The organism is Rubrivivax sp. JA1026, from assembly GCF_011065555.1.
In the GTDB taxonomy this organism is placed as follows: domain Bacteria; phylum Pseudomonadota; class Gammaproteobacteria; order Burkholderiales; family Burkholderiaceae_C; genus Rubrivivax; species Rubrivivax benzoatilyticus.
This window is the reverse complement of record NZ_JAALCQ010000004.1, coordinates 264,831-287,573: the sequence shown is the minus strand read 5'-3', so window position 1 is coordinate 287,573 and position 22,743 is coordinate 264,831. Positions and strand designations below refer to the sequence as shown.

At 73.7% G+C, this 22,743-nt stretch carries 25 protein-coding genes; 11 read left to right on the top strand and 14 right to left on the bottom strand.

Translation table 11 applies throughout. From position 1 onward, the window contains the following. Positions 1–131: 131 nt before the first annotated feature. From G5B56_RS09710 to G5B56_RS09685, 6 genes are all read left to right on the top strand, one after another. Positions 132–1,130 carry a six-bladed beta-propeller, TolB-like protein gene (locus G5B56_RS09710; RefSeq protein ID WP_164963053.1) on the top strand — a complete coding sequence of 333 codons (999 nt, stop codon included), beginning with the start codon at positions 132–134 and terminating at the stop codon, positions 1,128–1,130. A gap of 125 nt (positions 1,131–1,255) precedes the next feature. Further along, entirely contained in the window at positions 1,256–2,308 is a 1,053-nt protein-coding gene (locus G5B56_RS09705) for a six-bladed beta-propeller, TolB-like protein (RefSeq protein WP_240920684.1), read from the top strand. Next, positions 2,305–3,024 (top strand): DUF6683 family protein, encoded by a 720-nt coding sequence (locus G5B56_RS09700; protein ID WP_240920683.1) that lies wholly within the window; start codon positions 2,305–2,307, stop codon positions 3,022–3,024. The genes G5B56_RS09705 and G5B56_RS09700 overlap by 4 nt, the downstream gene beginning before the upstream one ends. A gap of 59 nt (positions 3,025–3,083) precedes the next feature. Beyond that, a complete protein-coding gene (locus tag G5B56_RS09695; protein WP_310731948.1) occupies positions 3,084–3,866 on the top strand; it encodes a DUF6683 family protein in 783 nt (260 codons plus the stop codon). 179 nt (positions 3,867–4,045) lie between these two features. After that, complete coding sequence (locus G5B56_RS09690; protein ID WP_138938838.1) at positions 4,046–4,432, top strand: hypothetical protein; 387 nt, start codon at positions 4,046–4,048, stop codon at positions 4,430–4,432. A gap of 27 nt (positions 4,433–4,459) precedes the next feature. Continuing rightward, positions 4,460–4,813, top strand: a complete 354-nt coding sequence (locus G5B56_RS09685) for a DUF6683 family protein (protein WP_138938839.1) — start codon at positions 4,460–4,462, stop codon at positions 4,811–4,813. 69 nt (positions 4,814–4,882) lie between these two features. Here G5B56_RS09685 and G5B56_RS09680 read toward each other — a convergent pair whose 3' ends face one another. Genes G5B56_RS09680 through G5B56_RS09620 form a run of 13 tightly spaced genes read right to left on the bottom strand, consistent with a single transcriptional unit; the run spans position 4,883 to position 15,882 of the window. Beyond that, complete coding sequence (locus tag G5B56_RS09680; RefSeq protein WP_009857255.1) at positions 4,883–5,686, bottom strand: response regulator transcription factor; 804 nt, start codon at positions 5,684–5,686, stop codon at positions 4,883–4,885. Then, positions 5,683–6,180: a hypothetical protein gene (locus G5B56_RS09675; RefSeq protein WP_009857256.1), complete on the bottom strand. Its 498-nt coding sequence runs from the start codon at positions 6,178–6,180 to the stop codon at positions 5,683–5,685. Before G5B56_RS09675 ends, G5B56_RS09680 begins: the two co-directional genes overlap by 4 nt. Beyond that, complete coding sequence (locus tag G5B56_RS09670) at positions 6,177–7,505, bottom strand: FliI/YscN family ATPase (protein WP_009857257.1); 1,329 nt, start codon at positions 7,503–7,505, stop codon at positions 6,177–6,179. Before G5B56_RS09670 ends, G5B56_RS09675 begins: the two co-directional genes overlap by 4 nt. Next, entirely contained in the window at positions 7,502–8,134 is a 633-nt protein-coding gene (locus G5B56_RS09665; protein WP_009857258.1) for an HrpE/YscL family type III secretion apparatus protein, read from the bottom strand. Before G5B56_RS09665 ends, G5B56_RS09670 begins: the two co-directional genes overlap by 4 nt. After that, positions 8,131–8,631, bottom strand: coding sequence for a hypothetical protein (locus G5B56_RS09660; RefSeq protein WP_029718945.1), 501 nt, complete (start codon positions 8,629–8,631; stop codon positions 8,131–8,133). The genes G5B56_RS09665 and G5B56_RS09660 overlap by 4 nt, the downstream gene beginning before the upstream one ends. After that, positions 8,624–9,424 (bottom strand): type III secretion system inner membrane ring lipoprotein SctJ, encoded by an 801-nt coding sequence (gene sctJ, locus G5B56_RS09655; protein WP_051141723.1) that lies wholly within the window; start codon positions 9,422–9,424, stop codon positions 8,624–8,626. The genes G5B56_RS09660 and sctJ overlap by 8 nt, the downstream gene beginning before the upstream one ends. 8 nt (positions 9,425–9,432) lie before the next feature. Further along, complete coding sequence (locus G5B56_RS09650; protein ID WP_009857262.1) at positions 9,433–9,825, bottom strand: hypothetical protein; 393 nt, start codon at positions 9,823–9,825, stop codon at positions 9,433–9,435. A 16-nt stretch (positions 9,826–9,841) separates the two neighbouring features. Continuing rightward, positions 9,842–10,132: a hypothetical protein gene (locus G5B56_RS09645; RefSeq protein WP_009857263.1), complete on the bottom strand. Its 291-nt coding sequence runs from the start codon at positions 10,130–10,132 to the stop codon at positions 9,842–9,844. A gap of 26 nt (positions 10,133–10,158) precedes the next feature. Then, positions 10,159–11,262: a type III secretion system inner membrane ring subunit SctD gene (gene sctD, locus G5B56_RS09640; protein ID WP_009857264.1), complete on the bottom strand. Its 1,104-nt coding sequence runs from the start codon at positions 11,260–11,262 to the stop codon at positions 10,159–10,161. Next, positions 11,259–13,001 carry a type III secretion system outer membrane ring subunit SctC gene (sctC, locus tag G5B56_RS09635; RefSeq protein ID WP_164963052.1) on the bottom strand — a complete coding sequence of 581 codons (1,743 nt, stop codon included), beginning with the start codon at positions 12,999–13,001 and terminating at the stop codon, positions 11,259–11,261. Before sctC ends, sctD begins: the two co-directional genes overlap by 4 nt. A gap of 30 nt (positions 13,002–13,031) precedes the next feature. Continuing rightward, positions 13,032–15,008, bottom strand: a complete 1,977-nt coding sequence (locus tag G5B56_RS09630; protein ID WP_009857455.1) for a flagellar biosynthesis protein FlhA — start codon at positions 15,006–15,008, stop codon at positions 13,032–13,034. Beyond that, the gene (locus G5B56_RS09625; protein WP_051141722.1) at positions 15,005–15,700 is read right to left on the bottom strand and encodes a lytic transglycosylase domain-containing protein; all 696 of its coding nucleotides are present in this window, start codon (positions 15,698–15,700) and stop codon (positions 15,005–15,007) included. The genes G5B56_RS09630 and G5B56_RS09625 overlap by 4 nt, the downstream gene beginning before the upstream one ends. A gap of 20 nt (positions 15,701–15,720) precedes the next feature. Next, positions 15,721–15,882 (bottom strand): hypothetical protein, encoded by a 162-nt coding sequence (locus G5B56_RS09620; RefSeq protein ID WP_155983597.1) that lies wholly within the window; start codon positions 15,880–15,882, stop codon positions 15,721–15,723. Positions 15,883–16,032: 150 nt separating this feature from the next. Between G5B56_RS09620 and sctU the strand changes: the two genes are divergently transcribed. The 5 genes from sctU to G5B56_RS09595 all read left to right on the top strand — a co-directional run bounded on the left by sctU (position 16,033) and on the right by G5B56_RS09595 (position 19,657). Continuing rightward, a complete protein-coding gene (sctU, locus tag G5B56_RS09615) occupies positions 16,033–17,196 on the top strand; it encodes a type III secretion system export apparatus subunit SctU (RefSeq protein WP_164963051.1) in 1,164 nt (387 codons plus the stop codon). Further along, entirely contained in the window at positions 17,193–17,486 is a 294-nt protein-coding gene (gene fliO / locus G5B56_RS09610) for a flagellar biosynthetic protein FliO (RefSeq protein ID WP_164963050.1), read from the top strand. The genes sctU and fliO overlap by 4 nt, the downstream gene beginning before the upstream one ends. 58 nt (positions 17,487–17,544) lie before the next feature. Further along, complete coding sequence (locus tag G5B56_RS09605; RefSeq protein ID WP_009857042.1) at positions 17,545–17,991, top strand: hypothetical protein; 447 nt, start codon at positions 17,545–17,547, stop codon at positions 17,989–17,991. Positions 17,992–18,220: 229 nt separating this feature from the next. Continuing rightward, entirely contained in the window at positions 18,221–18,547 is a 327-nt protein-coding gene (locus G5B56_RS09600; protein ID WP_009857041.1) for an H-NS family nucleoid-associated regulatory protein, read from the top strand. Between the two features lie 141 nt (positions 18,548–18,688). Further along, positions 18,689–19,657, top strand: a complete 969-nt coding sequence (locus tag G5B56_RS09595) for a tripartite tricarboxylate transporter substrate binding protein (protein ID WP_009857040.1) — start codon at positions 18,689–18,691, stop codon at positions 19,655–19,657. A 2-nt stretch (positions 19,658–19,659) separates the two neighbouring features. Here the strand turns inward: G5B56_RS09595 and G5B56_RS09590 are convergent, their stop codons facing one another. Next, on the bottom strand, positions 19,660–22,578 hold the full coding sequence (locus G5B56_RS09590; RefSeq protein ID WP_164963049.1) for a response regulator: 2,919 nt from the start codon (positions 22,576–22,578) through the stop codon (positions 19,660–19,662). Between the last annotated feature and the right edge of the window lie 165 nt (positions 22,579–22,743).

Below are 22,743 nucleotides of genomic sequence, written 5' to 3'. Positions count from 1 at the left end.
GCCGCCCCCGTCGCCCATGCCCCGTTATTGATACCCAGGGAGACCCAAAGATGTCTGACAGCGTCCTCACGCCTCGTTTCTCCGCGCCGACCGGACGCTCATGGTGCGCCCGTTGGCGCCTGGCGATCGCCGTGCTCCTGACGGCCGCGCTGGCCGCCTGCGGCGGTGGCGGCGGCGGAGGGGGAGGCGACGACGACAGCGGCTCCGGTGGATCCGGTGGCACGTCCGAACTCTCCGGCCGCCTCTGGCACAGCAACTACGCGCTGGACTTCCTCGACGGCACCCAGATCGCCGACCTGGGCGGCGCCGCGCCGACGCTGGTCGACGCCGACAAGGTGGCCCGCCCCTGGCCCGACGGCACGCAGTACGCCATCTACAACTACGACGACGAGCGCGACGGCGACACCGTCCTGCGCATCAAGCGCACCAGCGACGGCACGACGCTGTACTCGGCCGTGATCAGCGGCTACGCGGCCGACCTGCGACCGTCGCCGGCCAACAAGGCGGTGCTGCTGGTGTCGCAGGCCGAGGACTACACCAGTTCGCTGAGCGCGACCGACTACGTCTTCGTCGATCTGGCCAACCTGCGCGAGCTCGACCGCATCTCGGGTGTCGGCACCGTCGTCGACTGGCTGCCCGACGGGCGCTACCTGCATCTGGCGGCCGACGGCACGCTGTCGGTCGGCCAGGTCGGCGGCAGCCGCAGCACGGTGGCGAAGCTGAACCTCGGCGGCCGCAGCCTCGTCGACCTCGCCGTCGACCCGTTGGGCCTGCGCTACCTGGTCACGCTGGTGTCCTACACCGGCGCCGGCAACGTCGACGATCTGGACCTGTGGGTCGGCGGCGTCGACGGCAGCGCGCTCGAGCGGCTCACAGCCACCGGCTTGACGTCCTATGGCCGCTGGTCGCCGGACGGCGAGCGTGTCGCCTTCGACGTCGATACCGGGACGGTGTGCAGCGGCTCGGCGTGCATGGGCACCTGCGAGATCTGGTACGCGCCGGCCAGCGGCCGCAATCTGAACCCGCTGCCGGCAGCGCCCGGCGCCGCGGCGATGTTCAAGGTCCGCAACCGCAGCAGCAGCGCCCGTGACCACACGCTGGGTTGCGAACTGCTCGGCTGGACGCGCTGAGACGGTGCGGCACCCGGTCGCCTCCGCTCCGCGGCAGGGGACCGCCGGCAGCAGCCGGTCGCTGGGGCCAGCCGCGCTCTGGCATCGGACTCAGTTCGATCAACCGGAACCCGCGAGGACATCGGATGAGCGATAGCCGTGAATGGCGGAAGGCGTCTCAGGGTCTTGGACGCCTGCGTTACGCACTGGGCGGCGTCGCCGTGGCGGCGCTTCTGCACCTCGCCAGCTGCGGTGGCGGCGGAGGAGGCGGCGGCGGGAACGACCCCGACAACGGCTCCGGCGGCGAGGTCACCACGTCGGGCCTGCTGTGGCACGACTTCTTCGGCCTGGACGCGGTGAACGGCCTGCAGGTCTCCGACTTGTCGGGGGCGAAGACGGTCCGTGTCTCCGGAGTCGAGACCGCCGTGCCGACCCCTGACGGCCAGCACTTCATCACCTACGAGTATGACCTGGACGACGACTTCTCGACGGTGTCGATCTACACCCGCGACGGCAAGCGCGTCGACGCCGCCACCTTCGACGGCTACGTCCGGCGCGTGCGGCCGTCGCCCGGGCAACTGGGCCGCATGATCCTCACCTGGTCGCCGACCGCCGGGGGCGTCGGCTCGGATCAGGTCGTGTTGATCGCGATCGACTTCAACGGCCGCGTCACGCTGGCCAGTTATCCGGGTGTCCATGCGGCGGCCGACTGGCTGCCCGACGGACGTGTGCTCCACCTCGGCGCCGACGGCCGCCTGCGCATCGGCACGCCGGCGCTGCCGGACACCGCGGTCGCGCAGCTGAGCGTCAGCGGCCGCACGCCGGCGGGCCTCTGGGTCGACCCCGCGGGACAGCGCATCATCACGCGCTGGAACGTGCTCTGGGAGGGCGGCGGCGTCCGGTCGACCGACCTCTGGATCTCCGCGATCGACGGCAGCGGCCTCGAGCAGCTGACCGACACCGGGCTGAGCTCGTACGGGGTCTGGTCTCCCGATGGCGCCTTCTTCGCGTACGACATGGACCCGGCCAACGCCTGCACCTCGACCGGCTGCTCGGGCATCCCGATCGGCAATTGCGACCTCTACGTCGCGCCGTCGACCTCGCGCCGCGTCGGCGCGGCGGCGGCTTCGTTCACCGTCACCGGCGCAGACGGGCGGCGCAAGGTGCTGGGCTGCGACCTGCGGGGCTGGACACGATGAGGCACCTACGCTCGTGCACGGGCTGGACACGGGCTTCGTGGGCCTTGGCCTTGTCGCTCGTCTCGGTGCTGTGCTGCGCGCCCGTGGCGGCGCAGATCCACATCCCGACCTACACCGGCACGCCGCTGATGATCACCGGCGGCGTGCTGAACCAGCAGATCCTGCAGGCCTCGGTGCCCGGCGCGCGGCCTTCCGCGGACAGCAAACGAGCGGCTCAGGTCTCGACCGTGGTGCCCGATGGCCCCAGCAGGATGCCGCGCCAGCTGTCGCAAAGTTATCCGTCCGAGGCCAGGGCCGAAGCCGAACGTTTCTTCGCCGAGTTGCTGACGGGCTACCACGGCATCGAACGCCAGTTCGGCATCCCGCCTCGTGACCTGGCCGGCGCCGTGGCCGCCTTCATCGCCGGCAGCTGGATGGCGTATCGAGGCGAGCCCTTTCCGGACCGCGACTTCCCGCCGCTCGTCGATGAGTCGCGCCGGATCCTCGCTTCGTTGCCGCAGCTGCGCGAGGCCGCCGCCCCGGCCCGCCAGGACACCTACGAGCAGTTGGCGATCCTCGGCATGTTCATGGCCACGACCCGGATGGCGCTGGACCGCCGGCCCGACCGTGTCGCGGCGGCGAACCTCAGACAGGCGGCCAAGCGCTATCTCGAACAGTTCCTGGCGGTCGACGCCGAGCGCGTGCAACTCGGCCCCGAGGGACTGATAGTGAACTGAACCCTGGACCGGTCGTGAGGGCGGCCCCGGCCTTCCCGGTTCCGTCAAGGAGCGTGTCGATGTTTCACGAGCGTGCCCGCGCGCGGGCCTCGAAGGTGGTTGGCGATGCGCCACGCTTTGGCTCGGCGGCCTGGCGGGCCGGAGTGGTTCTGGCGTGGGTGGCGGCGCTTGCTGCTGCCCCCGCCGCCGCGCAGTACTACAGCCCGGACTACGCCTACTACGGCGCGCCGATGTCCAACTTCCTGTCTACCAGCTACCTGACGCAGACGCTGGTCAACGACCTGCACACGCCGCAGCGCCTGCGGGCGGCGACGAAAGCCGCGCGCGAGCCCGACTCGGCCGCGGCGCTTCTGGTGCCCACGCGCGGCCCGGCGACGATGCCGGCCAAGCTCGCGGCGCATTACCCGGCGGGCCAGCAGGCGAAGGCGAAGGCCTTGTTCGAGGACCTGCTGGTGCGCTACCGCGGCATCGAGAAGCAGTTCGACATCCCGCACGGCGACCTGGGCGGCGCGCTCGCGTCGTTCCTCGTCGCCAGCTGGATGGGGCTGCACAACCGCTCGTTCCCTGACGAGCGTTTCCCGCCGGTGGTGGCGCAGATGCGTTCGCTGCTGGCGGCCCAGCCCGAACTCGCCGACGCGCCGATGCTCGACCGGCGCGAGATGTACGAGCAGATGGCCATCCTCGGCATGCTGATGGCCGGCACGCAGATGGCCTTGCAGCAGCAGCCCGACGCCGCCACCGAGCAGCGCCTGCGCGAGGCCGCGCGGGGTTATCTGCGCCAGTTCTTCAAGGCCGACGCCGAGCGCGTCTCCTTCGGGCCGGGCGGGCTGCAACTCGACTGATCCGTGACGCCGGTGGCAGCCCGCCCCGTCAGGCGGGTGGCCGGCGTGTGCCTGTTCAGCCACTCCAGGGAGACAGAACAATGCCTGACAGCAGCCTCATGCCTCGTTTCTCCGCGCCGGTGTCCAACACTCTTTTCCACCGGCGACCAGACGCAGACGCTGGTCAACGACCCCGTTGGTTGAGCACTATTTCCAAGCCTGCTCTGCTTGCTCTTATCTCCGTCGTGCTTTTGCTGGCCCAGCCGTCAGCCCAGGCCCAGACGACCATGGGGTCGATTCCCAGCTGGACCCTGATCGGAGCGATGAATGCCAACAACTTGGTGATCGGTCGGCTCAATTACTCGCTGCTGATGAAAAGAGCGACGGGCCAGGCCGGGGATGAGGAAGGTCTGGCCCGCGGTCTGAAGCAGACCTCGGCCGCCGAACAGCCCGTCGCCGGGTCTACCACAGTGCTGCGGCCGTCTGAACAGGTTCGACGTGCCAGCCTCGCCAAGCTCGCTGCAAGTTACCCAGTCGCGCAACGCTCTGCGGCTTTGCAACTGTTCGACGACCTTTCTCGGCGCTAGGCCGACATCGAGTCACGGTTCGGTCTGGTGAGTGGCGACACGGCCGGTGCAGTGGCCGCGATGTTGGCAGGCTCCTTGATGGCGTATCGCAATGCCGACTTTCCTGACCGCCAGTTCGGGCCGCTGGTCCGGCAAATGCGGACTGTTCTGAGCGGCAACGAGGGCTTCGCGCGTGTCCCCGAGGCGGATCGCCAGGATCTTTATTACCAGCTGGCGACCTTGGGCATGTTCCTGGCCGCCACCCAGGTGGCATTGAAGCGGACGCCAGATCCTGGCGTCGAAGCCAATATGCGCGCCGCCGGCGAAGCGAACCTGCGGGCTTTGCTGGGAGTCGATCCGGCGGGCCTTCGGCTGGGACCGCAGGGGCTCTACCTCGAGTGACGCGGGTTTGGTCCTGCCGCATGCCAGCGGCTTCTGCATCGCAGGAGCGGGGCGCACGGCCCCGGCGCCTCAGGCCACCAGCGTGTCCGCGACGTCGACGCTGCGCGACACCGCCATGCGCAGCAGGTGCATCGCGTTGCGTGCCTGCATGCGCTCCATCAGGCACTTGCGGTGGAACTCCACCGTCTTGCCGCTGAGCCCGATCTCCCAGGCGATCTGCTTGCTCAGCTTGCCGGCGACGATGCCCTGCAGCACCTGGCGCTGGCGCGGCGACAGCGACTCCAGCCGGCGCTGGTACTCGCGCCGGCCGGTCTCGGCCGGGTCGGGCTCGGGCAGGCGCGGCGTCGGCGGCGGCACGGCGCCGTCGCCCGGCGGCAGCGCGAACAGCGCGGCCACCTGGCACCGCGCCCAGGCCGACTCGGCGAGCGCGAAGGCACGCTCCAGCGCCTGCTCCAGCGCGTCGTCGGCGAACGGCTTCTCGAGCATCGTCACCGCACCCTTCTGCATCGCGGCCACGGCCAGCGGCACGTCGCCGTGGCCGGTCATGTAGACCACCGGCAGCGGCGGCGCCGCCGGCGGCGCGGCGGGCGGCTCGGCCGCCGGGTCCAGGCGCAGCGTCAGGCCGCGGTCGGCCAGGCGGTCGTGCAGGTCCAGGCCGCTCAGGCCCGGCATGCGCACGTCCAGCAGCAGGCAGGCGCGGTGCAGCTCGTCGGGGCGCTCGGCGGCCAGGCGGTCCAGCGCGTCCAGCGCCGTCTGCGCATCGCCGAAGTCGTGCACGCGGTAGCCGGCGCCGCTGAGCCACCACTGGGCGCTGCTGCGGAACTCGGCGTTGTCGTCGACCAGATAGACGGTGCGGGCAGGACGTGGGGTCATCGTGGGGCTCCCGGAAGAAACGAAGGGGTCTGGATACGGGGCGCGGGGTCTTCGCGTTCGGCGGCGGCTTCGAGCGCGCGCCGCCAGGCGGCCAGCGCGTCGCGGCCGGCTTCGTCGGCGGCCTGGCGCCGCGACAGCGCCTCGCGCCAGGCGGCGCGGGCGCGGTCGAGCCGGCGGTCGGCCGCGTCCAGCGCCTCCTGCTCGTCGAGCAGCGTGTACTCGGCGCGTTCGGCGGCTTCGTCCAGCGCTGCGCTCCGGGCTTCGGCGCAGGCCTGCCAGCGGGGCGCGACGGCGCCGCCGTTGCGCGCGGCCAGCAGCGCCTTCAGTGCCTGGCGGCGGGCGTCGAACTCGGCTTCGGCGGCGCGCACCGCGGCCAGCGCCTGCTGCTGGGCGCGCTGCGCCTCGGCGCGTTCGCGCTGCGCACGTTCGGCGCGCAGCGCCCGCAGCCGCTGCAGCTGGCGCGCCTGCTCGCGGCGTTGGCGTTCGTCGTTCATGCCAGCACCTCCTGCAGCCGGGCCAGCGCCTCGGCGGGCGGCGTGTGCTCGTCGGGCGCCTGGCGCAGCAGCGCTTCGAGCCGCGGCATGCGCTCGATCGCGCGGTCGGCGAGCGCGTCGCTGCCGGCCTGGTATTCGCCCACCTGCAGCAGGAAGCGGATCTCGGCGTGGCGCGCGAGCAGCGCTCGCAGCTCGCGCGCCGCGGCCTGGTGCGCGGCGGCGGTCACACGCGGGAAGACGCGGCTGGCGCTGGCCAGCAGGTCGATCGCCGGGTAGTGGCCGGCGGCACCCAGCGCGCGGCTCAGCACGACGTGGCCGTCGAGGATGGAGCGCACCTCTTCGGCCACCGGGTCGCTGCCGTCCTCGTCCTCGGCGAGCACGGTGTAGAAGGCGGTGATCGCGCCCTGGGCGTCGTGGCCGGCGCGTTCGAACAGCCGCGGCAACTCGGCGAAGACGCTGGGCGGGTAGCCGCGGCGCACCGCCGGCTCGCCGACCGACAGGCCGATCTCGCGCAGCGCGCGGGCGTAGCGCGTGACGCTGTCCATCATCAGCAGCACGTGAGCGCCGCCGGCCCGAAAACCTTCGGCGATGGCGGTCGCGGTCTCGGCGGCGCGCGCGCGTTCCATCGCCGGGCGGTCGGAGGTCGCGACGACGACGACCGAACGCGCCAGACCTTCGGCGCCCAGGCTGTCGTCGATGAACTCGCGTACCTCGCGGCCGCGTTCGCCGACCAGCGCGATGACGTTCAGGTCGGCCTGCGCGCCGCGCGCCAGCATCGCCAGCAGCGTGCTCTTGCCGCCGCCGGCCATCGCGAAGACGCCGACGCGCTGGCCGACGCCGACGGTCAGCGCGAGGTCGATGGCGCGCACGCCGGTGGCCAGCGCCTGGTCGACCGGGCGCCGGGCCAGCGGGTTGGGGCTGGCGTTGCGCAGCGGCCAGCCGGCCAGGCCGGGCGGCAGCGACCGGCCGTCCAGCGGCTCGCCGAAGGCGTCGAGCACGCGGCCCAGCAGCCCGCGGCCGCAGGGCACACGCGCCTGCTGCTCCAGCAGCTCGACCTCGGCGCCCAGCGCGACGCCGCGCAGCTCGCCCAGGGGCGCCAGCATCGCGCAGCCGTCGGCCAGGCCGACGACCTCGGCGCGCAGCGGCGCGAGCTGCGGGTGGCGCGGGTCGACGATGCGGCACTGCTGGCCCAGGTGCGCCGGCAGCCCGGTGGCGCGCAGCATGGTGCCGACGGCCTGCACGACGCGGCCACGTGCGGCCACCGGCTGCAGCTCGGCCAGCGCACGCTGCAGGCCGGCGTCGGGCCAGGCGGGCGGCGCGTTCATCGTGCCACCACCTGCTGCAGCGCGGCCTGCACCCGCTGCAGCTGCGTCTCCAGCCCGGCGAGCAGGCGCCCGCCCGGGGTGTCGAGCTCGCAGTCCAGCGGCGCCAGGCGATCGTCGGCGCGGCAGCGCAGCGCGACGCCCTCGGCGTCCAGCCGCGCCTGCACCGGCGCGACCAGCGTCGGGTGCAGGCGCAGCACATGGCCTTCGCCGCGGCCGGACTCGTCGGCCTGGGCCAGCACCTGCCGCGCCAGCGCGGCGACCACTTCGTCGGCCGGCAGCGACGCGGCGACGCGGCGCAGCACCAGCAGCGCCAGCGCGACGACGCGCTGCTCCAGCGCGGCCATCGTCTCGTCGTGGCGGTGCAGCAGGGCCTGGGCCTGCCCGGCGAGCTGCGCCGCGGCCTGCTCCTGCACCTGGGCCAGCGCTTCGGCGCGGCCGGCGGCGAAGCCGGCGGCATGGCCGGCGTGTTCGGCCGCGGCGATGCGCTCGGACTCGGCGGTGTGCAAGGCCGCCAGCGACTCGGCCAGCGCCACCGCGTCGGCGAAGGCGGCGGCCTCGTGCGGCGGCAGCAGCAGGGCGTCGGTCGCCAGGCTCAGCCGCGGCTGCAGGTGCACGGCCATCCAGCTCATCGGGGCAGCTCCAGAGCTGCCGGCAGCCGCTCGGCGGCCTCGGCCCAGGCGGCGGCAGCCTGCTGCGGCAGGCGTTCCAGCGCGCCCACCTCGGCGGGTGCGAGTGCGGCCCGTAGCGCCGCGTCGGGCAGCGCGGCGCGGGCCAGCGCACGGCCGCATTCGGTGAAGGCTTCGTCCAGCGCCTCGCCGGCGGGCAGCGTCGCGGCGCCCGGCCCGGGGAGCTCGGCGTCCAGCAGGGCCTGCAGCAGCGCGGCGCCGAGACAGTCTTGCGCGGCCTGCAGCTGGCGGCCGTCGATGCAGCGCTGCAGCGCGCCGGCATGCCACAGCGCGCCCAGGCGCCGCAGCGTGGCGCGGCTGCCCGGCAGGTCCAGAACCCAGTCGGGGCAGGCGGCGAGCGTGTCCCAGGCTGGCGCAGCGCCGCCGCGCGGCAGCTTCGTGGCCGCCGCGGCAGCGCGTGCGGCGCGGGCCAGCGCGGCGGAGACGGGCGCTTCAGTCATGCGGGCTGCCTGCCACCGCCTGCAGCGGCGCGATCTCGTGCCGTGCGCCGCCGCGGCGGCGCTGCCAGAACCACAGCCCGCCGCCGATCGCCAGCGCGCTGCCGCCCAGCGCCGCGGCCCACAGCAGCGGCCGGCCCAGCCCGTCCAGCGCCGTCGCGGCGGCCGGCGCCGCCGGCCCGGGCCAGGGTTCGGCCGGGAAGGTGACGACCGTCACCTGCTCGTAAGGCAGGCCCTCGATCGCGTTGACGACCAGCGCCTTGATCGAGCCGATCTGCGGTGCCAGGTCGACGCCCGGGCGCACCTTCAGGAACACCGCCGCCGCCGACGGCTCGGGCTTCTCGGCGAAGCGCCGCTTCTCGGGCACCGCCAGATGCACCCGCGCGAGCACGACGCCGTCGATGTTCTGCAGCGTGCCGGCCAGCTCCTGCGACAGCGCATGCATGAAACGCGCGCGCTCCTCGAGTTGCGTCGTGACGAAACCTTCCTTCTTGAACATCGTGCCCAGGCTCTCGTGGCCCTCGCGCGGGTAGCCGGCGGCGTGCAGCACCTGCACCGCCCGCGCGAACTCGCCGCCGCCGACACGCAGCGCGAACTGGCCGCCGTCGACACGCTGCTTGGCGGCGTCGATGCCGGCGTGCGTCAGCAGCGCGACCATCTCGTTGGCCTCGCGCTCGTCGAGCTGGGCGTAAAGCTCCTCGCGGCCGCAGCCGGCGAGCGCGGCGGTGGCGGCCAGCAGCAGCGCCAGGCGGCGCAGCCGGGCGCGGGTACGGGCGGGGAAGGGGGGATGCGGCATCGTCGGCCTCAGGCCTGCTGGCGGAAGAGTTGCTGCAGCCCGTCGGAGGTGCGGTTGGCGACGTTGGCCGTGAGCTGGCTGTGGAACAGGAACTCCTGGCAGCGCACGGTCAGCATCACCATCTCGCCGGGCGTCATGTCGGCGCCGGCCTGCATCGCGACGCGCGCGTGGCGCGACAGCGCGGCGGCCTCGCCGTTGATCTGCTCCAGCGGCCGGAACAGCAGCTTCATGCCTTCGCCGGTGGCCTGCGCCGGCTGCGCCTGCAGCGGCTGCCCGGCGCGTGCCAGCGAGGCGTTGAAGGCCGACAGGTCGGTCAGCGAGACGCCGTAGCCGGCCTGGACCGGCGGCGTGGCGCCGGTCGCCGCGGCGGCGGCGGGCGGGAGGACGGCGATCGTCGTCATCGGCGTGCTCCGCGGCTCACTGCTTGCGGGCCATGGTCTCGAGCGCCGTGCCCACCGACGAGATCGCGGTGTGCGCGCTCTGCGCCAGGAAGGCCATCTGCTGCGACTGCGCCGTCAGCTGTGTGATCGTCGCCGGCCGGTCGTCACCGCCGTTGATCAGGTCGGCCGTGCCTTCCATCTCGGTGGCCTTGCTGTCCAGGGCCTTGCCCCAGGCCTCGGCCATCAGCTCGTACCACTTGCTGCCGGTGCCCTGGCCGGTGCTGGTGGTGCTGGCGGCGAGGGAGGTGGGCGGGATCGTTTGCGACATGGTGGGCTCCTGGGTGGGGACGGGGATCAGAAGGCGATGGCCGAGCGCTCGCCTTCACGTTCGAGCTCGACGCGGCTGCCGTCGATCTGCTCGATGCGGTGTCCGGTGGGCAGCATCGCGCCGACGAAGTAACGCGTGCCGTCGACCGTGACGACATAGGGTTCGGGCCCGGCGACGATCGAGGCGACCCGTTTGCCGGGGTCGTCGAGCGCCGGCACCGGGCTGGGCGTGCGCTGCGGCGGCTCGTTGACGGGCTGCAGGCTGTGCAGCCCGGGCACGTCGCGGCGCACCAGGCGCTCGATGGCGGCCAGCGGCGCCGGGTCGGTGAGCGCGGTGTGCACGCGCATCGCGCCGGCGCCGCTGGGCTGCACCTCGGCCTTGACGCCGTGCACGCGGTAGACGTCCTCGATCGCGTGCGCGATGGCCTCGTTGACCCAGACGTCCAGCCGCGCCGCCAGCCCCTGGCCGGCGAGCAACTGCTCGGCGCGTGTGCGCTGGGCCTGGGTCTCCAGGTAACCCTTGACGAGCAGGCCGCCGGACTCGGGCGCGACCTCGACGGCGGTGAAGCCGGCCGAGGCGAGCAGGGCCTGCGCCTGGCGCGCCTGCTGCGCCGGCGTCGGCGCCGCCGGCGTGGCGACCATCGCCAGCGCGAACATCGACAGCGAGGTCGCGGCCAGCGCCGCGCCGCCCAGGCGCAGCCAGCGGCCCCAGCGGTGCAGGCGCTGGCGGAGTTCGTCAGGGCGCGCCGGTTCGGGCGCGGGCGGCGGCGGCAAGCCGCCTTCGAGAAGCGCCACCCACGCCGGGCTGCCCAGCGGGCCGGCGGCCAGGCGCACGCCGTCGATCTCCAGCGGCTGCAGCGCCGACAGCGCCAGCGCCTGGCCGGGCTCCAGCTCGCGCCGGCCGCAGCGCACGCGCCCGGCCTGCACCTGGAGATGCAGCCGGCCGTCGGGCTGCAGCGTCAGCGTCAGCTCGGCGCCGTCGTTGCCGGCCTGCGGGCGCAGCAGCACGTCGCAACCCCAGCGCCGGCCGACGCGGTAGGCGCGGCCGGGCTCGAGCACGACGCAGGCGCCGCGCTGCGGGCCGTCGAGGACACGCAGCTCGTGGGCGGCGGGGGCGGGCGGCGTGTTCATCGGCGGTTCTCCGTGGCGGGCGGCGCGGCGCCCTCGGGTGCAGTGGCGGCGACACGCCGCGCCGGCACCAGGCGCGGCGAGATCAGGAACAGGCGTTCGGTGCGGCGCAGGCTGTCGACGCTGCTCTTGAACAGGTTGCCCAGCACCGGGATGTCGCCGAGAAAGGGCACCTTGGTGACGCCGTTGCTGCTGGCTTCGCGCGTGAGGCCGCCGACGAGCAGGCTCTCGCCCTCGAAGATCAGCGCCTGGGTGTTGATCGAGGCGCGCTCGACGACCGGGATCTGGTCGACCTGCTGCTGCGACAGCGCGCCGTCCTCGATCGCCACCAGCAGCTTGATGCGCACGCCGTGCTCGTCGCGGAAGACGTGCGGCGTGACGCGCAGCGTGGTGCCCGCCGACACCGAGAACAGGTCGACGTCCTCGCGCCCGGCGACGCGCACGTAGAAGGTGCGGCTGGTGTCGAACACCGCCTCGACGTCCGACAGCGTCAGCACCTGCGGGCTGGACACGACCTTGGCCGCGCCCTGGTCCTGCAGCGCGTTGATGCGCAGCGCCAGCTCGTCGGCGCCGCCGAGCACGGCCGACAGGAAGCCGCCCTTGCCCTGCGGCGTGATGTCCTCGGGCCGCTGCGAACCCGACAGCAGCGTGTCGCTGTTCGTCCCGTTGCCGAACAGCAGCGACGAGCGCCCGCTGGACAGCCGCCAGTTGATGCCCAGCTCGCGCAGCCGGTCGGTGTCGATGTCGACGATGCGCGCCTCGATCTCCAGCGCCTGCGGCTCGACGTCGAGCGCGCTGATCAGCTGGCGGTACTGCGGCAGGCGCTGCGGGTCGTCGCGCACGATGACGGCGTTGAGCCGCGTGTCGGCCTCGACGCGCGCCAGCGAGGGGTCGACGAGGCGCAGCGCGGCGGGCTCGGCCGCGGCGGCGGCCGGCAGCGTGCCCGGCGCCGCGCCGTAGGCGGCCAGCAGCGCCGCGGCCGAAGGCGGCTGCGGCTCGGGCGCGGCGTGCGCCGCCAGGCCCTGGCCGCGCAGCTTGGGCACGGTGCTCGGGGCCGGGCGCTCGTGGCTGCTGATCTCGATGCGGCTGCGCGCCTGGCTGGTCATCAGCGCGCGCACGATCGACGCGACGCCGGGCACGACGACGTCGCGCCCGCCGAAGCTCACCGCCACGTCGTGCGCCCAGGCATAACGCAGGAAGTGCACCTCGAAGCCCTGCGGCGCCGCCGCCGCGGCCTGGGCGCGCTGGCCCTGCGCCAGCTCCTCGACCTGATCGAGGAAACGCCGCGTGCCGGCGGCCACCAGCGTGCCTTCGGCGGTGGCGCGCAGCGTGTGGCGCGCGTCCAGCATGTTCAGCTCCTGCGCGCTGCGGCGCACGCGCGCCGCGGCCTCGCGCGACATCGGCAGCGTGCGCGTGCCCAGCTCCGCGGGCACGTAGACGTGCACCACCGTGCCGTCGTAGTAGCCGACGAGGTTGAAGCTGCGCGCGACCTTGGCCCAGACGCGTTCGGCGTCGCCTTCGAAGGCGCCGTTGACCGCACCACGCACCTGCTCGCTGACGGCCACCGGCACGTCGACCTGGCCGAACAGGTCCTCGAGGAACTGCGCTACCGGCTGCTCGCGCGCGGTCAGCCGCACCTGGCGTTCGGCAAACGGGATCGGCGCGGCCTGGGCGGCCAGGCAGGTGCCGGCCAGCAGCAGCGCGGCGAGACGGGCGGGCAGCGATCGTGGAATGGGGTTCATCGGGGGAGAGGCTCGTCGGGGGGCGGCGGCTCACGCTGCCTCGAGCTGCACGGCGGGCTCGTCGCCGACACGCGCCAGCACCTCCAGGCGCAGCGTCGGCATCAGCTCGTGGTAGCTCAGCACGGGGGTGTCGAAGCACTCGGCCTCGACCAGCTTGCGCACGTGGCGGCGCAGGTCGACGGCGGTCAGCAGCGCCGCCGGCCGGCTGGTGCGCACCGCCTGCGCCAGGCGCTGCATCGCCGCCTGGGCATCGGCCGGGTCCAGCGCCAGCGTCGACTGGCCGTTGGCCACGCGCACCGCGGCGCGCAGCCGGTCCTCGAACTCGGGCGTCAGCAGCACCGCGCGCAGCACGCCGTCGGGCGCGGCGCGGTGGCTGGTCTGGCGGCGCAGCGCGATGCGCGCCATCTCGGTCAGCGCGAAGACGTCCTTCTCGCGCTGCGCGGCGTCGGCCAGGGCTTCGAGCACGTCGCGCAGGTTGCGGATCGGCACCTCCTCCTCGACCAGACGGCGCAGGATCTCGGCCAGCCGCGCCAGCGGCAGCGCGCGCAGCGCCTCCTTGACGACGTCGGGGTAGTCGCTGCCGGCACGCGCCAGCAGCGCGCCGGTCTCCTGCGTGCCGAGGAACAGCGCGGCGTGGCGGCGCAGCGCCTGGTGGCAGGCCTCGGCCAGCGCCGCGGGCAGCGGCGCCGGCGGCAGCACGCCTTCGGCGATCGGCACCTCGAAGGCCAGCAGCCGCCAGCCGGCGGGGGCGCCGGCTTCGGCCGGCCGCGGGTGCACCGCGATGCGCGGCAGCAGCAGGCCGAGCTGGAGCTGGAAGCGGTCGAGCACCTCGGACAGCGCGTCGACCAGGGCGCGTGCGCTGGCCGCGTCGAGCGCGCTCTGCGGCAGCTCCAGCAGCAGCGGCACTGCCGGGCGCGGCTCGGGTGCGGCGGTGCTCAGCACGCCCGGGGCGGCGGCCTCGCGGCGCGGCACCTTGCTGAGCGTCGGGCCGAGGCGGCGTTCGAGCACGCTGCGCAGCGCCGGCGTCAGCAGCGCACCGCCGCCCAGCAGCACGGCGGCCAGGCCGAGGAAGACCAGCGCCGGGAAACCCGGCACCGCGGCCAGCAGCACGCACAGCCCGCCAGCGACCAGCAGCACACGCGGCTTGGCCGCGACCTGGCGGCCGATCGCGTCGCCCAGGTGGCGGTCGCGTTCCTCGTCGGTGGCGCGCGTGACCAGCAGGCCGGCCGACATCGCGCCCAGCAGCGCCGGGATCTGCGCCACCAGCCCCTCGCCGATCGTCAGGATCGAGTAGGTGTGCATCGCGCCGGCGAGCGTCATGTCCTTCTGCAGCACGCCGATCGCCAGCCCGCCGAGCACGTTGACGACGACGATGACGATGCTCGCGATGGCGTCGCCCTTGACGAACTTCATCGCCCCGTCGAGGCTGCCGTGCAGCTTGCTCTCGAGCTCCAGCTCGCGGCGGCGGCGGCGCGCCTCGTCCTTGTCGATCACGCCCGAGCGCAGGTCCGAGTCGATCGACAGCTGCTTGCCGGGCATCGCGTCGAGCGTGAAGCGTGCCGCGACCTCGGCCACGCGTTCGGCGCCCTTGGCGATGACGATGAACTGGACGACGGTGATGATCAGGAACACCACCAGCCCGACCACCAGGTTGCCGCCGGCGACCATGCGGCCGAAGGTGTCGATGATGTGGCCGGCGTGCGCCTCCAGCAGGATCATCCGTGTCGTCGCGATCGACAGCGCCAGGCGGAACAGCGTCGTGATCAGCAGCACGCTGGGGAAGACCGAGAACTCCAGCGGCGAGCGCACGTAGATCGCCACCAGCAGCAGCACCACGCCGCTGCAGATGTTGGTCGCCACCAGCACGTCGACCAGCAGCGGCGGCAGCGGCAGCACCATCAGCGCGACGATGACGACGACGCCGGCCACCAGCGCCAGATCGCCGTAGCGCGACAACAGGCTGCCGCGCGTCGTGCGGGCCGACGCGAAATAGGCGGCGAGGCTCATCGGACGGTCACCGGCACCAGACTGGCCGCGGCGGCGCGCAAACGGCCGTACTCGCCGAGCACGCGGCGCACGTAGTCCTGCGTCTCGCGGTACGGCGGCACGCGCCGGCCGTGGCGCTCGACGGCGCCTTCGCCGGCGTTGTAGGCCGCCAGCATGAGGTCCAGTTCGCCGCCGTAGCGGCGCTGCAGCATCGCCAGATGGCGCGCGCCGGCCTGCAGGTTGGTCGGTGCGTCGTGCAGCGCGCTGCGGCCCTGCACGCCGTAGCGCGCCGCGGTGGCCGGCATCAGCTGCAGCACGCCGCGGGCGCCGGCGTGCGACACGGCGGCGGCGTCGTGGCGCGACTCGACATGGGCGATGGCGTGCAGCAGCAGCGGGTCCAGGTTCTCGGCCAGCGCGACCTCGTCGACCACCGGCGCGAGCTGCAGCGCCCGCCCCAGCGAGGCTGGCCAGCGCCGCGTGACGGGCGCCGGCGCGGCGACCGGCGCGGCCGACGCCGCCAGGGCCGCCGGGGCCGGCGGCACGGGCGCCGGGTCGTACATCTGCAGCTGCTGCGCCTGCCGTGCGCGCGGCAGCGGCGCCGGCGCGGCGGGGGCCTCGGCGCCGCAGGCCTGCAGCCCGAGGCTGAACTTGGCCGAGGCCGCGCCGCGCAGCGCGGCGCAGGTCTCGGCGTCGAGTTCCGGCGTGGCCGCCAAGCTCGCGCTGCAGGCCAGCGTCAGCGCTGCGGCGACAAAAAAAACGGAATGCCGGACTGATCCGGGGGCACAGGCCTCACGGCGTCGCACATGACCTCCTCTGACGGCTTATGACGGCTCTTCTGGTGCGCGGCGCGATGCTCCCGGGACTTCGTGACGGCGGTCACATCGAACTCGTCCATTCGGTATCCGTCTGTGCCATCCGCTAGGTCCGCCCTTTCATATGGCAGCGGCCGGCATCCCTAGGAAACAGGCCGTTGCACCCGAGGTGTCAACCGCAGCGGGTCGGGCCGAGGATCGCGTCTGCCATCCAGAGGAGGACGCGCCCGCCCATGGCCGACAAGAACGACGGCGGCGACAAGACCGAGAAGCCGACCCCGAAGAAGCTGCAGGACGCACGCCGCAAGGGCCAGGTGTCCAAGAGCCGCGACCTGTCGAGCACCGTGCCGCTGCTGGCCTGGCTGGCGGTCGTCGTGCTGGGTTCGGCTTACGCCGGGCGCGAACTGGGTGCGCTGGCCGACGCGGCGCTGGCCAGCATCGGCCGGCCTTTCGAGGTCGCGGCGCCGGCGCTGGGCGAACTGGCCTGGCGCACCACGCTGTGGCTGAGCGCGCTGGCGCTGCTGCCGGCGGCGGCGCTGGGCGTGCTCGTCGAGTTCCTGCAGGCCGGCCCGGTGTTCAGCGCCGAGCGGCTCAAGCCCAAGGCCGAGCACCTGAACCCGGTCGAAGGCATCAAACGCATGTTCGGCCTGGACAACCTCGTCGAGCTCGCCAAGTCGCTGGCCAAGTGCGTGCTGCTGCTGGCCATCGGCGCGCTGGTGCTGCGCGGCGTTCTGGCCGACAGCGCGCGGCTGCTGCAGGCGCCGGCCGGCGTTGGGGCCGTCGGCACGCTGCTGCTGGAGGTGACGCGCCAGGCACTGACCTGGACGCTCGTCGCCTTCGTGCTCGTCGCCGCGCTGGACATGGCCTGGCAGCGCCATTCGTTCACGAAGAAGCTGCGCATGAGCCTGCGCGACATCAAGCAGGAGACCAAGGAAAGCGAAGGCGACCCGCAGGTGCGCCAGCAGCGCCGCCAGGCCCACCAGGAATGGTCGCAGCGCAACGCGCAGCAGGCTGCGCGCCAGGCCAACGTGCTGGTCGTCAACCCGACGCACGTCGCGATCGCGATCGACTACGACCGCGACACCTGCCCGGTGCCGACGATCAGCGCCAAGGGCGAGGACCACGTCGCCCGCGCGATGCGCGAAGCCGCCGAGGAGGCCGGCGTGCCCATCGTGCGCAACGTGCCGCTGGCGCGCGACCTGCTCGGCCGCGGCGAGGTCGGCCAGTTGGTGCCGGCGGACCTGTTCGACGTCGTCGCCGAGGTCATCCTCTGGGCGCGCGAGGTGCGCCAGGCGATGGAACGCGGCGACGGCCCGCCGGCACGGCCCGCGCCGGGCGAGGACCTGAGTGCCTACGCCGGCCGGCCGCCGGCGGCGTCCCGGAAGCCCGCGACATGAGCCCTCCAATGAGCGTGGCGTGGAGCGGGCTGGCCGGCAGCGTGCTCGCGCTGGCCTTCGTGCTAGCGCTGGCGTGGTTCGGGCTGCGCTGGATGCGGCGTTTCGCCCAGCCGCCCGCGGACGCCGGCGCGCCGGAACTGCGGGTGCTGCGCACGCTGGCGCTGGGGCCACGCGAGCGGCTGGTGCTGGTGCGCCATGGCGACGCCGATCTGCTGCTCGGCGTCGGCGCCGACGGCGTGCGCCTGCTGGACCGGCGCGACGCCGCTGCGTGCGTTCCGCCGCCGCGCTGATATCCCGCGCCCGCGGTCTGCGGCATCATCGGGCCGGCACGACATTCCGGGACTCCCCGTGCAAGCCTACGTTCTGATCGGCAACCCGAACACGCGCAAGTCGACCCTCGTGCGCAGCCTGAGCGGCTGTTTCAATCGCAGCCTGCGGGACATCCAGCCCGTCTCGGGCGCCCCCGCATTCCGGCTCTATGCACGTGCCGGCGCATTGCAGGAAACGCGCACGACGCCGTCCGACTTCGTTCATGAGGTTGCCGGCCGGCGCTGCGCGGCGGTGCTGTTCTGCCTCTGGCCACTGGCCAATCCGGTCGATCCGGCGAACATGCCCGATGCCGGCAGGTATCTCGAACACTTCGAATCGGCGGGCTGGCGCCTGAAGTCGATCGCGGTGCTCGGGCAGAACCCCGGCGGCTGGCGCGGCGCGGCGATGCGCCAGTTCCCCCAGGCGCCGGTCGATCCGGTGAACCTCACGGCGCATCAGCTGCGCGCCCATTTCGGCTGGCTCTGAGGCGCGGCCATTGCGCCGCATTGGCGCGTGTCGTGTTGCGGTCGGCCCCTTGAATCGACGCCCGATCGGCCGGCTTTGGTCGCATGCGAAGCCGCTGCCGTCGGCACGATCCTCTTTCGCATTGCGTTGCCATTTGCCTGTGCGCGGCGAGGTCGGTGTAAACCGTCCTGCGCGCTGCGGCGTTTTCGCGTTATCCTTTTCAACCCGACAAATGACGGAACATCACCGAATGGCCACCAAGAAGAATGCAGCGCCCACGGCGACCTACGCTGAAATCCAGGCGCAGATCGAAAAGCTCAAGGCCGAGGCCGAATCGCTGCGCAAGAAGGAAATCGCCGACGTCGTCGCCGACATCAAGGCGCAGATCGCCGCCTATGGCCTGAGCGCCGCCGATCTGGGCCTGGCGCCCAGGGCCGCGCGCTCGCGCAAGGCCGCCGGCAAGCCGGTTTATGCCGACGGCCAGGGCAACACCTGGGTCGGCCGCGGCAAGCGCCCGGAGTGGATCCGCGCCGCGCTCGCCGCCGGCAAGACGCTGGACGACCTGCGCGTCCAGTGAAGCCTCGGCGGCGCGTTCGTTCGACCGCTCCGCCGCACGCTGCGCAGCCCGGGACGGGGCATTGCGCCTGGCGGGCGGTGGCTGCATGCTCGTCTCCGCCGGCCATCTCGGCCGTTCCGGAGGCGTCATGGTGGAGCGCGAATGCCGGCGCTGAGGCGCCGATCGCTGCTGATCACGGCTTTCGGCTGGGCGGCGGGCGGCCAGGTGGCCGCCGCCACGCCGGCCACGCCGCTGCGGCTGGTGGTGCCCTTCGCGCCCGGTGGCGGCGTCGACGCCGTGGCGCGTGCGCTGGCCGGCGCGCTGCCCGCGGTGCTGGGCACGCCGGTGAACGTCGAGAACCACCCGGGTGCCAGCGGCACCATCGGCGGCCGCCTCGTGATGGCGGCCCCGCCTGACGGCCGCACGCTGCTGTTTTCTGCCGCCACCCACGTCTTCACGCGCCAGGTCCTGGTGCTGCCGCCCTACGACCCGCAGACCGATTTCGCCGCCGTCGCGCGTTTCGGCCAGGCGCCGTTGCTGCTCGTCGTCGCCCCGGGCCGAGCCGAGCCCGGCCTGCAGGCCCTCGTCGCGGCCATCCGCCGCGAGCCGGGGGTCTGGACCGCCGGCGTGCCCGCGTTCGGTGCTCCCGCACACCTCGCGACGCTGGACTTCCAGCGCCGTGCCGGCCTGCGCCTGAACCTCGTGCCGTACAAGGGCACGCAGCCGGCGCTGATGGACGTTGCCGGCGGCCACGCCGACCTGCTGCTGGATTCGGTGGTGGCGCTGCTGCCGCTGGCACGTGCGGGCCGCGTCAGACCCCTGGCGATCAGCGCGGCCGAACGCAGCCCGCTGCTGCCCGCGGTGCCGACCTTCGCCGAGAGCGGCTTCGCGGGTTTCCAGCACCACTCCTGGTATGGCGTCTGGGCCCCGCGCGACACGCCGGCCGCGCGTGTGCAGGCGCTGGCCGGCGCCATCGGCGCCGCGGCGCGGGCGCTCGAAGACGCCGGCGCGCTGTCCCCGCTGGGGCTCAGCGCGGCGGTGCTCGGCGGCGACGGGTTCCGTCGCTTCGTGGCGCGCGAGGCGGCCGTCGGCGCCGAGCTGCTGCGTGCCTCGGGCTTCCGCGCCGAATAGCGTCAGTCCAGCCAGCGCAGCAGCGTCGTGTACAGCATCGCCGGATCGACCGGCTTGGCGACGTGGTCGTCCATGCCGGCGGCCAGGCAGGCCTCGCGGTCCTCGCCGAAGGCGTTGGCCGTCATCGCGACGATCGGCAGCGTGCGGCCGGCGCGTTCACGGATCGTGCGCGTGGCCGTCAGGCCGTCCATGCCCGGCATCTGCACGTCCATCAGCACGAGGTCGAACGGCGGCGAGCCGCAGGCCAGCTCGACGGTGCGGGCGCCGTCGTCGGCGACCACGACCTCCAGCCCCGCCGACTCGAGCAGCGCCACGGCAACCTCCTGGTTCACCGGGTTGTCCTCGGCCAGCAGCACGCGCCGGCCGGCGGCGCGTGCGCACAGGCGCACGAAGGCCGGTTCCGAGGCATCGGCCGCGGTCTCGGTCCGCGGCGACGAGCGCAGCAGCTGCGCGATCGTGTCGTGCAGCGCCGACGGCGTCAGCGGCTTCATCAGCACCGCGCCGTAGCCAGCGTCGCGAGCGCGTTCACGCAGCGCCGGGGCGTCGTGCGCGCTGACGAGCACCGCCGCCGGCCCGGCCCCGCCGGGTGCCGCACGCAGCCGGCGCAGCGTCTCGAAGCCGTCGCAGACCGGCATCACGCAGTCGACGATGAAGAGGTCGTAGCGACGCGGGCCCGCTGCCGCCAGCCGGGCCAGCGCCGGCTCGGCACCGTCGGCCGTGTCGGCCTGCACGCCCAGCAGCTCCAGCTGCGAGGCGATGGCCTCGCGCGCCTCGGGCAGGTCGTCGACGACCAGCGCCCGCAGCGACGGCGGCAGCGAGCCGGACTCCGGAGGCACGGACTCCGCACGTTCGAGCCAGACGGTCAGCCCGAAGGTGCTGCCCGCGCCGGGGCGGCTGACGGCGTCGGCGCTGCCGCCCATCAGCTCGGCGATGTGGCGCGTCAACGCCAGCCCCAACCCGGTGCCGCCGTGGCGCCGGGTGCTCGAGCTGTCGGCCTGCTCGAAAGCCGTGAACAGGCGGGCCTGCTGCTCCGGCGCGATGCCGATGCCGGTGTCCTGGACCTCGAAGCGCACCTGCAGCCGCTGGCCGTGCTCGCGCAGCAGCGCGGCGCGCAGCCGCACCCAACCGTGTTCGGTGAACTTCACCGCGTTGCCCAGCAGGTTGATCAGGGCCTGCGACAGCAGCCGTGCGTCGCCGCGCAGCCGCGCGGGCAGGTGGTCGGTGTCGAGCACCAGCTCCAGCCCCTTGGCGCGTGCGCTGGCCTCGACGACGTCCAGCGCCCGCGCGATCAGCTCGTCGCGCGAGAAGTCCACCGGGTCCAGCCGCAGCTTGCCGGCCTCGATCTTGGACAGGTCCAGGATGTCGTTGAGGATCTGCAGCAGGTGCGCGGCCGCGCCGTCGACCTTGCGCAGCCGCTCGCGCTGCAGCGGGTCCTGGGTGGCGCGCGAGATCAGGTGCGTCAGGCCGATGATCGCGTTCATCGGCGTGCGGATCTCGTGGCTCATGTTGGCCAGGAAGGCGCTCTTGGCGCGGGTCGCCGCCTCGGCCTGCGCGGCGCGCTGCTCGAGCTGCCCGTTGGCCTCGGCCAGGCGCTGCTCGGCCTGCTTGAGCGCGCCGACGTCGGTCAGCACGGCCAGGAAGCCGACCACCTGGCCGTCGATGACACGCGGCACGTAGTGCGCGTACAGCGGCACGGCGCGGCCGTCGGCGCGCACCAGCGTGCGTTCGTACTCCTGGCGTTCGCCGCGCAGCGCGCCTTCGATGAAGGGCCGCGCCGCCTCGTACTGCTCGGCGGGGATCAGCTCGGCGATCGAGCGGCCCAGCAGCTCGGCCTCGCCGCGCGCGAACCAGTCCTGCGCCGCGAGGTTGGCGAAGCGGCAGCGTTCCTCGTGGTCCCAGTACAGCACCACCGCCGGCAGCGTGTCGGCCAGCTCGCGCGTGAAGGCCTCCGCGCGCGCCAGCGCCAGGTTGGCGGCTTCGGCGGCCAGGCGCGCGTCCTGCAGCTCGCTGACGTTGCTGGCGATGAAGTAGAAGCCGGCGATGCGCCCGCGGCGTTTGTCGGGCAGGCGGTAGACCCAGAAGTGGCCGCGCCGCCCGCGCGAGCCCTCGATGTCGAGCCGGGTCTGCACGACCTCGCCGGCGAGCACACGCTCCAGCGCCTCGCGCCGCCGCACCGGGACCTCGGCGCCGAGCACCTCGCCCATCGTGCGGCCCAGCACCGCGTCGCGTTCCAGGCCGTACCAGTCGAGATAGGCCTGGTTGGCGAAACGCAGCCGCAGTGCCCGGTCCCAGTAGGCGACGAGCATCGCCGGCGTCTCGCCGGACAGGCGCGCCAGCGGATGTTCGCCGGGTTCGAAGACGCTGTGGCCGGTGGCCTCCAGCGGCGCGTCCGGCAGCGCGGCATCGGCGCGCAAGGGCCGCAGCATCCAGGCCAGCACCGCGGCGACCAGGGCCGCGGCGCTCAGCAGCAGCAGCGCGAAGCGGCGGTCGGCGTCGCGCCGGCGCTGCTCGGCGCCGGCCTGTGTCGTGTCCTCGAAGTCGCGCCAGGCGGCGGCGAGCGCGCGCAGTGTGCGGCCTTCGTGGGGGGCGGCGAGCGCCGCGTCCAGCGCGGCCGAGAAACGAGCCGCCGGTGCATCGGCCGCGGCACGGCGGCCGAGTTCGAGCAGCTCGTTGCGCGCGCGGTCCAGCCGCTGCGCGACCGCGGCCGGCGCGGTGTCGCCGCTGCCGGCGGCCAGCACCAGCATGCCGGGCTCGACTTCGGCGGCGATCTGGCGCAGCGCGGCGGTCTGGGCGTCGGCGCTGGCCACGGCGCGGTGATGCGCCAGCCAGCCCCAGGCCAGCACGGCGCCGAGCAGCAGCGCGGTGGCGACCAGCGGCAGCACGCGACGGCGGCGGGCGGTGGCCAGCAGCGCCGTGGTCATCGTGCAGGCCGCAGGCGCCCGGCAGGGCCACGCTGCCGATGGGGGGCCGAACTCGGGCGACAGCGCCCGGGCGTGGTGCGCATGCCCATCGCCGGCTTCTCCTCCTTGTCATGGCGGCAGGTGCCGCGGCGGCAGTCTAAGCCGCCGCGGGCGTCGCGCCGCGGA

Excerpts from the sequence above, each read along its gene's own strand:
- G5B56_RS09705 (WP_240920684.1), top strand. The coding sequence starts at position 1,256 with ATGAGCGATAGCCGTGAATGGCGGAAGGCGTCTCAGGGTCTTGGACGC.
- G5B56_RS09700 (WP_240920683.1), top strand. The coding sequence starts at position 2,305 with ATGAGGCACCTACGCTCGTGCACGGGCTGGACACGGGCTTCGTGGGCC.
- G5B56_RS09695 (WP_310731948.1), top strand. The coding sequence starts at position 3,084 with ATGTTTCACGAGCGTGCCCGCGCGCGGGCCTCGAAGGTGGTTGGCGAT.
- G5B56_RS09680 (WP_009857255.1), bottom strand. The coding sequence starts at position 5,686 with ATGACCCCACGTCCTGCCCGCACCGTCTATCTGGTCGACGACAACGCC.
- G5B56_RS09675 (WP_009857256.1), bottom strand. The coding sequence starts at position 6,180 with ATGAACGACGAACGCCAACGCCGCGAGCAGGCGCGCCAGCTGCAGCGG.
- G5B56_RS09670 (WP_009857257.1), bottom strand. The coding sequence starts at position 7,505 with ATGAACGCGCCGCCCGCCTGGCCCGACGCCGGCCTGCAGCGTGCGCTG.
- G5B56_RS09665 (WP_009857258.1), bottom strand. The coding sequence starts at position 8,134 with ATGAGCTGGATGGCCGTGCACCTGCAGCCGCGGCTGAGCCTGGCGACC.
- G5B56_RS09660 (WP_029718945.1), bottom strand. The coding sequence starts at position 8,631 with ATGACTGAAGCGCCCGTCTCCGCCGCGCTGGCCCGCGCCGCACGCGCT.
- sctJ (WP_051141723.1), bottom strand. The coding sequence starts at position 9,424 with ATGCCGCATCCCCCCTTCCCCGCCCGTACCCGCGCCCGGCTGCGCCGC.
- G5B56_RS09650 (WP_009857262.1), bottom strand. The coding sequence starts at position 9,825 with ATGACGACGATCGCCGTCCTCCCGCCCGCCGCCGCCGCGGCGACCGGC.
- G5B56_RS09645 (WP_009857263.1), bottom strand. The coding sequence starts at position 10,132 with ATGTCGCAAACGATCCCGCCCACCTCCCTCGCCGCCAGCACCACCAGC.
- sctD (WP_009857264.1), bottom strand. The coding sequence starts at position 11,262 with ATGAACACGCCGCCCGCCCCCGCCGCCCACGAGCTGCGTGTCCTCGAC.
- sctC (WP_164963052.1), bottom strand. The coding sequence starts at position 13,001 with ATGAACCCCATTCCACGATCGCTGCCCGCCCGTCTCGCCGCGCTGCTG.
- G5B56_RS09630 (WP_009857455.1), bottom strand. The coding sequence starts at position 15,008 with ATGAGCCTCGCCGCCTATTTCGCGTCGGCCCGCACGACGCGCGGCAGC.
- G5B56_RS09620 (WP_155983597.1), bottom strand. The coding sequence starts at position 15,882 with ATGGACGAGTTCGATGTGACCGCCGTCACGAAGTCCCGGGAGCATCGC.
- sctU (WP_164963051.1), top strand. The coding sequence starts at position 16,033 with ATGGCCGACAAGAACGACGGCGGCGACAAGACCGAGAAGCCGACCCCG.
- fliO (WP_164963050.1), top strand. The coding sequence starts at position 17,193 with ATGAGCCCTCCAATGAGCGTGGCGTGGAGCGGGCTGGCCGGCAGCGTG.
- G5B56_RS09600 (WP_009857041.1), top strand. The coding sequence starts at position 18,221 with ATGGCCACCAAGAAGAATGCAGCGCCCACGGCGACCTACGCTGAAATC.
- G5B56_RS09595 (WP_009857040.1), top strand. The coding sequence starts at position 18,689 with ATGCCGGCGCTGAGGCGCCGATCGCTGCTGATCACGGCTTTCGGCTGG.
- G5B56_RS09590 (WP_164963049.1), bottom strand. The coding sequence starts at position 22,578 with ATGACCACGGCGCTGCTGGCCACCGCCCGCCGCCGTCGCGTGCTGCCG.